Here is a 12615-nt window from a genome sequence, read left to right as displayed (position 1 = left end):
GCGAATATTGAAAGGCGGAGCCCGCCCGACCACGGCGGGCTCTGCCAGCCGCCGGCTAGTCGTAGGCCAGCATGACGACCGCCTTGGCGGGCCCGGCCGGCGGATGCGTCCGGCTTGCGGTCAAGGCCAGCGCGCCGCCGCCCGCGGGCAGATGGCAGGTCTCGGCCTGCTGCTTGCCCATGCCTGCGCAAGCCAGGGCATATGACGATGCGTCCAGATTGACGAGGCTGACGGTCGCGCTGCTGCGCTCGACGCGCGCGCCCTGGAACTGCATGGCGGCACCTGCCGCCGTCGGCGCCAGCGTGCGCGTATATGAAGCTGCGGAAATGCCGCCGGTGAACGAGACCGTCCCTCCGGCGGCATGCGCCGCCCAGGGCATCACGCCCGCCGCCAACACGCTTGCCATGACCATACGAACAGAAATCCTCGCAGGATGCCTCATGTCAACTCCTCAACAAATGCGGCAAGGGCGCCGCATATTCTTCATTCATGACCGGATAACGACTGCCAGGTCTCGGAATTGAGAGCGCGGAGCCGCCGCCCCGGACGTGGCACAACAGTCTCTTGCGCGGCGGCAAGTCTGGAAGCGCGAAGCGTGGCCTGCACGCCGCCTCGAAGCCGGCCTTGACGCCGGGCAAACAGGCGGTGCGGGCTTGAGCGGAACAGGCGGTTCGCTGCGGTGCGATGGAGTTGCGTTGCGAGCTCCGAGCCTGAGCCAGCGTAGCCGTCCGTGCCCTGCCCGCAGTCCTGTCCAGGGGCGAATTCATCAGCCGTGTCCTAGTTCGTAAGCCATTGATATAGGACGAATCCGAATACTGGAAAACAAATGCAAATATAGCCCTGAAAATGGATAGCAAGCGGGAATTTCATGGGATTCTTCGCTTCTGCATCGCGCGCGCCACACATCCGCGCGCGCAGTCCCAACCGATACACCGATATGCCGAATACCACCGCCACGGCCAGCCTTGGCGATCCTCAAAACCTGCTCAGCGCTGGTGCGCGACATGCCAGGGAACTCAGCCTCCTCGCCCGCTATCACTCCGTGATGCTGTTCGGAGGCGGCATCGTGCTGTCCGTCCTGATCGTGGTCGCGGCGTGCCTGGTGCTTTATCACTCCGCGCATGCCGCCATCTCCAGGCTGCACACGGAACTCGTCGCGCACCAGTCCCAGGTGGCGCTGGACCTCGAAGGCAAGCAGACGGCCATGCGGCGCGGCGTCATCCATGCGGAGCTGCTCTGGCAGGCGCGCCCCGCGCCCACGCCCGAAACCGAGGCGGCTTTCCGCGCTGGCGGCGGCCACGCGCGGCTGCAGGTCGGCGCGGGCCTGCCATCCATTCTGGCGGCCGGCAGCGTCACGGCCGCCTCGCCCCCGACCAGCTACGCCCGCTACCTGGGCATGACGGAACTGCAGGCGTTCACCGCGACGGCCAGCGAGCGCGAAAGAAAGCTGCCGCTGACGGCTTACGGCTACAGTCCGGACCTGAGTTTCCTGGCCCTGATGCCCGCGCCCTCCACGCCCTATGCGCAGTTGCTCGAGCACCTGGGCGCGGCGGACACCGCCGGTCTCATCGGCCAACTGTCCTATGACCTCGGCATGCTGTCCGATCCCGCCGTGGCCAAACAATGGGAGACCAGCCGGCGCATCCTCTGGCAGCCGCCCGCAATCAATCCGCTGACGGGCCAAAACGTGATCAAGCTGGTCGAACCCGCGTTCGACGGGCCCCAGCCGTTCATGATCTTCGTCAGCGACTACCCCGTCAGCGCCCTGGCAGCCCGCCTGGATGACATCCCCGCGGGCACCGCCGTGGCGCTGGTCGACGGCAATGGCGGCATCCTGCTCGAGTCCGACCGCGCGCAATCCGCCGCAGGCCTGGATACGCCCAGCCGGATCGCGCTGGCGTCGCATCCGTGGAAGCAAGCGGCGCAAGAACCCCTGACGCGCTATCAGGACGGCGTGTTCAGCGTCGGCGCGCGGTTGCTCGATACCGGTTGGACCCTGGTGTATGCCTATTCCTGGCGCACCGTCGCCGCCGCGCTTCTGCCCAGCCTCACGCTATACCTGACCGTAACCGTGCTGCTGCTCGGGACGCTCTGGGCGCTCTTGCTGTGGTTCAGCCGCAAGGCCCTGGCCCCCGTGTACCGCCGTTCGCAGCATGTGTTTGAAAGCGAGCACATGAACCGCTCCATCATCGCATCGGCGCAGTTCGGCGTGGGACTGGTGTCCTGCGCAAGCGGCGAGGCGCTGCTGCAAAACGCGATGATGCAGCGTTACGCTGCCCGCGCCGCGCCAGGCGTGTCGCTGCATGCCTTGCTGCGTGACTGCCACGCCCGCGGCGACCGCGAGGCCTGGCTGCAGCGCGACCGCGAACTTACCCTGACGCTGGACGATGGCCGCGAATGCGAACTGCTGGTCAACATCGTCAAGACCCGCTATCACGGCGATGACGTGCTGCTGTGCAGCTTCTCGGACGCCACGGCCCGCAAGGACATCGAAAAGAAGCGCGAGGACGCGCGCATCGCCGCGATCGATGCCGCGCGGGCAAAGTCCGTCTTCCTGGCCAGCATGAGCCACGAGATCCGCACTCCCCTGAGCCTGGTCCTGGGCCACCTGGAACTGCTGGACCGGGATCCGGCCCCCGCCGGCCAGGGCGGGCGTCTGCGCACCGTCCGCAACGCTTCGCGCGCACTGGTTGATCTCATCAACGACATTCTGGACGTGTCGCGCATGGAGTCGGGGCAGATGACGGTCGAGCGCATACCGTTCGACCTGCCGCAGCTTGTCGCCCAGGTCGTCGCGATGTTCAAGCCCGCCGCGCTCGCCAAGGGAGTGCAACTGTCCGCCACTGTGGGCAGCGAGGTGGCCCAGATCTATGCCGGCGACCCGACGCGGATACGTCAGGTTCTGGTCAATCTGGTCGGCAATGCCCTCAAGTTCACCGACGCGGGCGCAGTGGAAATCACGGTCGAGCCTGCGCGCGACCCTGCGCTGGCGGATACCATGCTCATGCGCGTGCGCGACACAGGCATCGGGATGACGCCCGAACAGGCGGATCGCGTGTTCACGCTGTACGCGCAGACCGACAGCTCGATAAACCGCCGCTACGGCGGCTCCGGGCTGGGCCTGCCGATCAGCAAGAAGCTGGTGGAAATGATGGACGGCACGATCGCCGTCGCCTGCCCCGCCGACGGGGGCGCCATATTCACGGTGACGCTGCCCTTGCATCCCTGCGCGCAAACGCTGAACGCTGCGCCGTCCGCGTACGACCCCGCAACGCCTGCGCCCGACGCCCTGCCTCAGGACATCCGCGTGCTGGTGGTCGACGACCATCCGGCCAACCGCGAACTGATCCTGGACCAGCTGGCCGCTCTGGGCGTCGCGGCAGACGCGGCGGAAGGAGCGGCGGCGGCGATGCGCTGCGTGAAGATGCGCCGCTACGACATGGTGCTGACGGACATCTCCATGCCCGAGATCAACGGTTATGCGCTGGCGCAGTTCCTGCGCGAACGCGGCCCCAGGCTGCCGGTCGTCGCGGTCACGGCGCACGTGGAGCCGGACGAACTGCACAACAGTCAGGCGGACTTCGACGCGGTGCTGCTCAAGCCCATGTCGCTGCGTACGCTACGGCGCATCATAAGCGAGCACATTCCGCGGGCGCGGCTGAATGAAGAGCCCGCGGCGCTTGCCGAACCGGCGGCGTTGCCGCCGGATCCCGCCGTCCTGGCGGCGCTGGACTCCAGCCTGGGCTTCTCGCTGGCGGCCATCCGCGACGCGCTGGCGCGAGCGGACTTTCAAGGCGTGCGCGAACAATGCCATTCGATCCGCGGCGCGTTCGCCATGATAGGAAAGACCGCCGTGGCCGACCTCTGCATGCAGATGGGGCAGTATGCGGCAGCCCAGGACCGCGGCAAGCTCCATGAACGCCTGGTAAGTCTGGAGACCGCCGCGCGCGCCGCCTTGCGCTGAATCCTGGGTGTTGCCAATTGTCCTTCGCAGCGCGGCCACGTATAACGTCGTCTTGGCCGCCTGCCCGGGACGACAGACCCGGCCGGCGTCGCGTCAACCCGCAACCAGGTGTCACCCCGCATGAAGGCATACTTCCACGACGACCAGAAACTGCACCATCCGCAGACCTATTTCTCGCGCGGCAAGATGCGCACGCCCCAGGAAGTGCCATCGCGCCTGGACGCGTTGGCCGAGGCCGCGCGCAAGCTGGGCTTTGACGTGCAGGCGCCGCCCGACCAGGGCGCGGGCGCGATCTCGGCGGTCCACACGCTGGACTACCTGCGTTTCCTGCAAGGGGCGCACTCCGCCTGGAAGCAATTGCCCGACGATTGGGGCGACGAGGTCGTCTCCAACGTCTTCGTGCGCCAACCCAACGCCTTGCGCGGCGTGCTGGCCCAGGCCGCGCGTTACCTGGCCGACGGCAGCTGCCCGGTCGGCCAGCACACCTGGCACTCTGCCTACTGGTCGGCGCAATGCGCCATCGCCGGCGCCGATGCGCTGTTGGCGGGCGAGCGCCACGCCTACGCCATCTGCCGTCCGCCCGGACATCACGCGCGGCGCGACGCGGCCGGCGGCTTCTGCTACCTGAACAACGCCGCGATCGCCGCGCAGCGCCTGACCTCGCGCTTTCCGCGCGTGGCGATCCTGGACACCGACATGCACCACGGCCAGGGGATCCAGGAGATCTTCTACGAACGCAACGACGTCCTGTACGTGTCCATCCACGGCGATCCCGAGAACTTCTATCCCGTCGTCGCGGGCTACGAGGACGAGCGCGGCGCCGGCCCGGGCTACGGCTACAACATCAACCTGCCCATGCCCCATGGCTCGCCGGAATCGGTGTTCTTCGACAAGCTGGGAGAGGCGCGCCGCGCCATCGAACTGTTCCAACCCGACGCCCTGGTGCTGTCGCTGGGCTTCGACATCTTCGAGAAGGACCCGCAGGCCATGGTCGCCGTCAGCGAAAACGGCTTCGAACGCCTGGGCCGGGAAGTCGGCGGCCTGGCGCTGCCCACCCTGATCGTGCAAGAGGGCGGCTATTACATCGAAGGCCTGGAATCGAACGCCTCGCGCTTCTTCGGCGGACTGGCTTCGGGCTGACCCCGCGCGCCGCCGGCGTCCCGCCGCGGACGCCGGCCGCAAGTCCGCTGCCGTGGCGCAAAAGCCGCGCTAGTGGTTTTCCCTAGAAATGGAAAAGCCCGGTTCACAAGCCGGGGCGCCTCCGGTACATTTCGTCCAGTGGCCTGACCACTGGGCCACTAGATATCCAGGCACCCTCGGTGATCGCCCGGGGGGCATGCAAGACAAAGCCCGGGCAGACCCATTACCCTCTACATCCCGACCATTCATCCAAACGCAACAATGACCTCTCTCCAGGCCGTCGCCTCCACCCGCCTCTACCGCATGATTGCCGACCAGATCGCCGCGCGCATCAAGGCGGGCGACTTCCCCGCGGGCGGGCGGCTGCCGGCAGAGCGCGAACTGGCTGAACAGTTGCAGGTCAGCCGCGCCTCGGTGCGCGAGGCGCTGATCGCGCTGGAAATCGAAGGCTATGTAGAAGTGCGCGTAGGCACGGGCGTGTTCGTGAACCCGGCGCGCGAAGACGGCCAGTACCTGTCGCCGCAGCAGGCGCCGGTTGCCGCCAACGGCGTCGAAGCCACCGACATCGGCCCCTTCGACCTGCTGGAAACCCGTTTGCTGCTGGAACCCGAGTGCGCGGCCCTGGCGGCGCAGAAGGCATCGCCCGCCCAGATCGCGGCGATCCGCGCCGCGCACGAAGGCATGTCCCTGACCGAATCGCCCAGCGTGCACGACCGCGCCTTCCACAGCGCGATCGGCGCGGCCTGCGGCAACGCCGCCCTGGCGGCGGCAATTTCCCATATCTGGCACCTCAGCACGCTGAGTCCCGTATTCAACCGTCTTGAAGAGCACTTCGTGACCACCAAGGTGTGGAGCGAAGCCCAGCAGGAACACGAACGCATCCTCGCGGCCATTTCCGACCGCGATCCCATCCGCGCGCGCCACGCCATGCACGACCACCTGGTCGGCATCCTGGCCCGCCTGCGGGAAGACTTCGGCAGCGCTGGGATCCGATGATTTGATGAACGCCTGAACCCCGGCCTGAACGCCAGGCCCCTCCCCTTACCGACAGAACAAGCACCGCCGGCGCAGAACGCGCCGCCTGCGGCAAGGGGAGCGGCTTGCCCGCCGATACGCAAACAGCAGTTCCGCAGTACCCGTAAGTCCCATACCTAAAACACATCAAGGTGAAAACATGCAGCTGACCCGTACCGTGAAGCTTTTGAGCGCGGCGCTATTGGCGCTTGGCGCCCATGCCGCCCAGGCCAACAAGGCTGACAACTCCCTCAACATCGCGTTCGACGCGGCGCCCGCCACGCTGGACGCCTACAAGGAATCGGACCGTCCCGGCCTGGCGCTGGCGCGCATGGTGTTCTCGGGACTGCTGCAGAAGAACCAGGACACGGGCGAATTCGGTCCGGCCATCGCCACCGGCTACAAGTTCGTGGACGACACCACGATCGAACTGCCCATCCGCAAGGACGTGAAGTTCCATGACGGCTCGTTGCTCACCATCGACGACGTGCTGTACACCCTGAACCTGGTGTCATCCGAAGGCTACAAGGCGCGCTTCCAGAACCAGGTGGCCTGGATCGCCAAGGCCGAAAAGGCCTCCGACGATACCGTCCGCATCAAGATGAAGACGCCGTACCCGCTGGCGCTGGAAATGCTGTCGGAAAACCTGCCGATCTATCCGCGCAAGTACTACGAGGCCAACCAGTCCGACATGGGCGCCAAGCCCATCGGCACCGGCCCCTACCGCCTGGTGGAAAGCCAGCCCGGCAGCCGCTACGTGTACGAGCGCTTCGAGGACTACTTCGGCCCCAAGCCCGCCGTGCAGAAGCTCGTGGTGCGCGTGCTGCCGGACGCCAATACCCAATACGCCGAGATGTTGTCCGGCGGCCTGGACTGGATCTGGCGCGTGCCGCCGGACGTGGCCAAGCGCATGGAAAAGCAGCCGGCCGTCACGGTCAAGAGCAGCAGCATCATGCGCATCAGCTACATCTCGCTGAACCCGCGCGCTGACGACGGCAAGTCGCCGCTGGCCAAGCAGGAAGTGCGCCAGGCCATCAACTACGCCATCGACCGCGAAGCCATCCGCAAGGCCCTGGTAGGCGGCGCCTCCAAGGTGATCAACGCGGCCTGCAACCCCGCCCAGTTCGGCTGCGCCGCCGACGTGCAGTCCTACAAGTTCGATCCGGCCCGCGCCAAGCAGCTGCTGGCCCAGGCCGGCTACCCCAACGGCGTGACGCTGGACCTGGTGATCTCTGCCCCGCCGCGCGCCATCCTGGACGCCGCCGCCGCGCAGATGGCGCAGGCCGGCATCAAGCTGAACCTGGTCGAACAGCAGTACGGCACCGCCATGACCAACTGGCGCGAAGGCAAGATCGCCATGCTGTCGTCCAACTGGGGCTCCTACGGCATCGCCGACGCGGCGCTGTCGACCAGCAACTTCTTCCGCGGCGGTCCGGACGACCAGGCGCGCAACCCGGAAGTCATCAAGTACCTGGAAACCGCCGACACCTCCGTGGACCGCGAGCTGCGCGCCAAGAACTACGCCGCCGCCCAGAAGATCGTGGCCGAACAGGCCTACTGGGTGCCGCTGTGGAACCACTCGCTCAACGCCGTGCAGTCCAAGGACCTGAACTTCTCGGTCGACGGCGACGAGTTCCCGCGTTTCTACAAGGCCCGCTGGAACTGACCGGCGCCGCCGGCGCGGCCCAGTTCCCACGCCCGGCCGGGCGGGAGCGGCGGCCTCTCCGGCGCATTCCGTCATAGGTAGCCCCATGATTGCATTCCTGTTCCGCCGCCTGATTGTGTCCGCGCTGCTGGTGGTGTTCGTCTCGCTGATCAGCTTCTCGCTGGTGTTCGCTTCCGGCAACCCGGCGGCGCGCCTGGCCGGTGAAGGCAGCGCCGCCGACGCGGCCCGCCTGGCGCAGCTGCACGGCTTCAACGACCCCATCCTGGTGCAGTACGGCCGCTGGCTGGCCGGCGTCGCCCGCGGCGACTTCGGCGACAGCCTGTACTTCAGCCGCCCGGTGGCCGAACTGCTGACCCAGCATTTCCCCGCCACCGCCAAGCTGGGCCTGGCCGCCATGCTGTTCGCGCTGCTGCTGGCAATTCCGCTGGGCGTGATCGCCGGACTGCGCCGCGGCTCGCTGATCGACCGCGCCACCATGCTGCTGTCGGCCTGCGCCCAGGCCATGCCGCCGTTCTGCCTGGCCTTCCTGCTCATCATCCTTTTCAGCGTGCGCAACCAATGGCTGCCGGCCTCGGGCTTTGACAGCTGGAAGCACTACGTGATGCCGGTGACCGCGCTGGGGCTGTTCGCCATGCCGGCAATGCTGCGGCTGATGAAATCCGAAATGGAAACCGTGCTGGCCACCGACTACATCCGGACTGCGCGGGCCATGGGCCTGGGCGGCCCGAGCGTGGTGCTCAAGTACGCGCTGCGCAACGCCTTGCGGCCGCTGGTGTCGCTGGCCGCGGCCCAGATGGGCACGCTGCTGGCCGGTTCCGTCGTCATCGAGACCGTGTTCGCCATCAACGGCGCGGGCCTCCTGGCCTGGACCTCGATCCTGCGCGGCGACTTTCCCACGATGCAGGCGCTGATCCTGATCTTCGCCCTGATCTACATCGTCCTGACCCTGGTCGCCGACCTGATCAACGGTTGGCTCGACCCCCGCGTGCGAGTTTCCTCATGAGCAGCGTCATCGCCTCCTCCTTTCCCGTCCGCTCGCGCGGCGCACGCGCGGCCCGCCTGGGCCGCAACCTGGGCCTGGCCGTGCTGGCGCTGCTGGTGCTGGCCGGCCTGCTGGGCCCCTACCTCGTCCCGCACGACCCGTACACGCAGGACCTGCTGGCGCGGCTGCAAGAGCCCGTCTGGGGCGAAGACGGCAGCTGGAACCATATCCTCGGCACCGACCAGCTGGGCCGCGACGTGCTGGCGCGCGCGCTGTACGGCGTGCGCGTGTCGGCGCTGATCGGCCTGTCGGTCGCGCTGATGGGCGGGCTGATCGGCACCACGCTGGGCGTGGCCGCCGGCTACTTCGGCGGCGCGGTGGATCGCGCCGTGTCCTTCCTGATCACCGCGCGCCTGGCGCTGCCCATCATCCTGGTGGCGCTGGCGGTGGTGTCGGTGGTGGGCGCCTCGCTCACCGTGGTGGTGCTGGTGCTGGGCCTGTTGCTGTGGGAACGCTATGCGCTGGTGGCCCGCACCATGGCGGCCGGCCTGCGCAACGCCGAGTTCGTCACGGCCTCGCGCCTGCAGGGCTGCACCCATCTGCAGATCATCTGGCGCGACATCCTGCCCAACCTGGTGGGCAACCTGCTCATCATCGGCACCGTGGACGCCGCCATGGCGATCACGCTGGAAGCGTCGCTGTCGTTCCTGGGCCTGGGCGTGCCGGCGCCGATGCCGTCGCTGGGCCTGATGATCGCCGAAGGCAAGGAGAACATGCTGTTCCAGCCCTCGCTGGTGGTGATCCCCAGCGTGGTGCTGTTCGTGCTGGTGCTGTGCGTGAACCGCGCGGGCGAATCGCTGCGCGCCGTGCAAATGAAGAAGGGCTGACCCCATGACCGATACCAGCCATCCCCTGCTGCGGGTCCAGGATCTGCACATCGACATCCAGACGCCCACCCACGTCAAGCACGTGGTGCGCGCGGTGGACTTCAGCCTGGAGCGCGGCAAGACACTGTGCATCGTGGGCGAATCGGGTTGCGGCAAATCGTTGACCGCGCTGGCGCTGCTGGACCTGCTGCCGGCGGCCGCGCGCCGCCGCGTGGCGAAGCTGGAGTTCGCCGGCCAGGACTTGGCGGCGCTCACGCCCGCCGAACTGGCGCAGCTGCGCGGCGCGCGCATCGCCATGATCTTCCAGGATCCGATGACCTCGCTGAACCCGGTGTTCCCCATCGGCACCCAGCTGGTCGACGTGCTGCGCCGGCACAAGCGTGTCAGCCGGCGCGCGGCTGAAGAACGCGCGGAGTACCTGCTGCGCCGCGTCGGCATCGCCAATCCCCGCGACCGCATGCGGCAGTATCCCTTTGAACTTTCGGGCGGACTGCGCCAGCGCGTCATGATCGCAATGGCGCTCATGTGCGGTCCCGAGCTGCTGATCGCCGACGAGCCCACCACCGCGCTGGACGTCACCGTGCAGGCCGAGCTGCTGGACCTGCTGCGCGACATCCAGGCCGAATTCGGTCTGGGCATGGTGTTCATCTCCCATGACATGGGCCTGGTGGCGCGCATCGCCGACCATGTCATCGTCATGTACGCGGGCGACATCGTCGAAGGCGGCAGCGTGCGCGAAGTGCTGGAGCAACCCAGCCATCCCTATACCGCGATGCTGCTGAACTGCATCCCCCAGCCCGGACGCACCGCGCCACGCGCCGACCTGCCCACCATCGCCGGCGCCGTCCCCTCGCTGGACACCGCCATCCGCGGCTGCGCCTTCCGCGAGCGCTGCCCGGCGGCCGAAGCCCGCTGTGCCCAGCCCTTCCCCGCGCGCGTGCAGGGCGGACACCGCTGCCTGTGCATCAAACCCGGCGCCTTGCGCCTAGGAGCCACGGCATGAGCAGCCCGACCGTCACTTCCGCCAGCATCAGCCTGAACGCGCTGTGCTTCCAGTATGGCCGCGCCGGCCTGTTCTCGCGCCGGCCCGCGCCGCGCATCCTGCATGACATCGACTTGCACGTGCCCGCCGGCCAGACCATCGGCCTGGTGGGCGAATCCGGCAGCGGCAAGTCCACCATCGCCAAGCTGATGCTGGGCCTGTTGGCGCCGACCCAGGGCCAGGCGCTGCTGGACGGCAAGCCGCTGGCCGCGATGCCGGCCCGCGCCCGCGCCCGCCGCATCCAGATGGTGTTTCAGGATCCTTATTCCTCGCTCAACCCGCGCCGCACCATCAGCGAGATCCTGACCGCGCCGCTGCGCACGCATGGCATCGGCAATGCGGCCTCCCAGGCCGCGTCGGTGCGCCGCATGATGGACGCCGTGGGCCTGGTGCCGGCCTTCGCCGCGCGCTATCCGCGCGAGCTGTCCGGCGGCCAGCGCCAGCGCGTGGCCATCGCGCGCGCCCTGATGCTGGAGCCGCAGTTGCTGATCTGCGACGAACCCACTTCGGCGCTGGACGTATCGGTGCAGGCGCAGATCCTGAACCTTTTGATGGAGCTGCAGCGCGAACGCGGCCTGGGCTATCTGTTCATCAGCCACAACCTGGCCGTGGTGCAGCACATTGCCGACGAGATCGTGGTGCTGCAAGGCGGCCGCGTGGTCGAACGCGGTCCTGCCAGCCAGGTTTACTTCGAGCCGGTCCACCCGTACACGCGGCAGCTCATCGGCGCCACCCTGGCGGTACCGCAGGCGCAGGAGCTCGCGGCATGACCACACCCGCCACCCGCCACCTGCTGCTGGTCGGCAACGACCAGAAAGTCACCTGGGACGACGGCCAGATCCGTTTCCTGGCCCCGGGCAATGACAGCCTGTGCGTCTACGACGCCGGCGCGAATCCCGCCGCGCCGGAATTGGTCGCCACCTTGTCCCTGCCCAACTCCCTGTTCGGCCCGCCAGTCAACCTGGCCGTCACGCCCGACCAGCGCCTGGGCCTGATCGCGGATTCGATGGATTGGCCCGCGCGCGCCGACGGCGCCGGCTGGCAGCCCAAGCCGGGCCGCGGCCTGTACGTGATCGACCTGCAAGCCTGCCCGCCCGCCATTGTGCAGCGGCTGGAGGTCGGGTTGCAGCCCTCGGGCCTGTCCATCAACCGCGCCGGCACGCTGGCGCTGGTGGCCAACAAGGCCGGCCGCTCGGTGTCGGTGCTGCGCATCGCGGGCAAGCGCGCCGAGGTCTGCGGCGAAGTGGACGTAGGCACCCCTGTGGTGGCCGTTTCATTTTCCGCGGACGGCCGCCGCGCCTTCGTGGTCAAGACCGACACCCATCGCCTGGGCGTGCTGCGCATCGACGAGAGCGGCGCGGCCCCCATCGTGACCCACGATCCGGCCGAGGATCTGACCACCGGCCTGGTGCCGTTCAACCTGGTGGTGTCGCCCGACGGCGCGCTGGCGCTGGTGGTGGACATGGGCAGCCCGACCGCGTCGGACGGCCACGCGGATTCGGTCAGCGTGGTGGACCTGCGCGCCGATCCGCCGCGCGTGATCGACCGCGTCATGGTCGAGGACGGCCCCGAAGGCATCGCCATCAGTCCCGACGGCCGCCATGCCGCGGTCGCCATCGTGCAAGGTTCCAACAACCCGTCCAGCGTCTGGTTCCACCACCCGCGCGGACAGATCGTATTGCTGCGCATCGACGGGCAGTCCGTGACCCGCGCCGGCGCCATCGAAGTCGGCGCGCTGCCCGAGGGCCTGGCCTTCAGCCCCGACAGCCGCTACCTCTATGTCGGCAATTTCCTCGATGCCGAAATGCAGATTCTGGCCGTGGGCGACCACGGCCTGAGCGACACCGGCACCCGCATCGCCCTGCCCGGACGGCCCGCTTCGATGCGCGCCCAATCCTACTGACCCTACCCATCCCCCCT

The 12615-nt window shown here is 68.0% G+C and carries 10 protein-coding genes; 9 read left to right on the top strand and 1 reads right to left on the bottom strand.

What is annotated here, in order from left to right; translation table 11 throughout:
• Nucleotides 1-55 precede the first annotated feature (55 nt).
• Complete coding sequence (locus tag HV793_RS13815) at nt 56-412, bottom strand: hypothetical protein (protein WP_175213355.1); 357 nt, start codon at nt 410-412, stop codon at nt 56-58.
• Nucleotides 413-937: 525 nt separating this feature from the next.
• Between HV793_RS13815 and HV793_RS13810 the strand changes: the two genes are divergently transcribed.
• The 9 genes from HV793_RS13810 to HV793_RS13770 all read left to right on the top strand — a co-directional run bounded on the left by HV793_RS13810 (nt 938) and on the right by HV793_RS13770 (nt 12598).
• On the top strand, nt 938-3964 hold the full coding sequence (locus tag HV793_RS13810; RefSeq protein ID WP_175213354.1) for a sensor histidine kinase: 3027 nt from the start codon (nt 938-940) through the stop codon (nt 3962-3964).
• Between the two features lie 120 nt (nt 3965-4084).
• The gene (locus HV793_RS13805) at nt 4085-5104 is read left to right on the top strand and encodes a histone deacetylase family protein (RefSeq protein WP_175213353.1); all 1020 of its coding nucleotides are present in this window, start codon (nt 4085-4087) and stop codon (nt 5102-5104) included.
• A 261-nt stretch (nt 5105-5365) separates the two neighbouring features.
• Nucleotides 5366-6100 (top strand): FadR/GntR family transcriptional regulator, encoded by a 735-nt coding sequence (locus HV793_RS13800; RefSeq protein ID WP_054454472.1) that lies wholly within the window; start codon nt 5366-5368, stop codon nt 6098-6100.
• A 178-nt stretch (nt 6101-6278) separates the two neighbouring features.
• Nucleotides 6279-7784, top strand: coding sequence for an ABC transporter substrate-binding protein (locus HV793_RS13795; RefSeq protein ID WP_054454475.1), 1506 nt, complete (start codon nt 6279-6281; stop codon nt 7782-7784).
• 85 nt (nt 7785-7869) lie between these two features.
• Nucleotides 7870-8787, top strand: coding sequence for an ABC transporter permease (locus tag HV793_RS13790; protein ID WP_175213352.1), 918 nt, complete (start codon nt 7870-7872; stop codon nt 8785-8787).
• Nucleotides 8784-9653, top strand: a complete 870-nt coding sequence (locus tag HV793_RS13785; RefSeq protein WP_054454479.1) for an ABC transporter permease — start codon at nt 8784-8786, stop codon at nt 9651-9653. Before HV793_RS13790 ends, HV793_RS13785 begins: the two co-directional genes overlap by 4 nt.
• A gap of 4 nt (nt 9654-9657) precedes the next feature.
• A complete protein-coding gene (locus HV793_RS13780) occupies nt 9658-10656 on the top strand; it encodes an ABC transporter ATP-binding protein (RefSeq protein ID WP_175180920.1) in 999 nt (332 codons plus the stop codon).
• Nucleotides 10653-11465, top strand: a complete 813-nt coding sequence (locus tag HV793_RS13775; protein WP_175213351.1) for an ATP-binding cassette domain-containing protein — start codon at nt 10653-10655, stop codon at nt 11463-11465. Before HV793_RS13780 ends, HV793_RS13775 begins: the two co-directional genes overlap by 4 nt.
• The gene (locus tag HV793_RS13770; RefSeq protein ID WP_175213350.1) at nt 11462-12598 is read left to right on the top strand and encodes a YncE family protein; all 1137 of its coding nucleotides are present in this window, start codon (nt 11462-11464) and stop codon (nt 12596-12598) included. The genes HV793_RS13775 and HV793_RS13770 overlap by 4 nt, the downstream gene beginning before the upstream one ends.
• Nucleotides 12599-12615 lie beyond the last annotated feature (17 nt).

The sequence above is a fragment of the Achromobacter aegrifaciens genome (assembly GCF_902859965.1).
GTDB classification, from domain to species: domain Bacteria; phylum Pseudomonadota; class Gammaproteobacteria; order Burkholderiales; family Burkholderiaceae_B; genus Achromobacter; species Achromobacter aegrifaciens.
The sequence above is the reverse complement of the archived record's forward strand: the minus strand, read 5'-3'. Positions and strand labels throughout refer to the sequence as shown.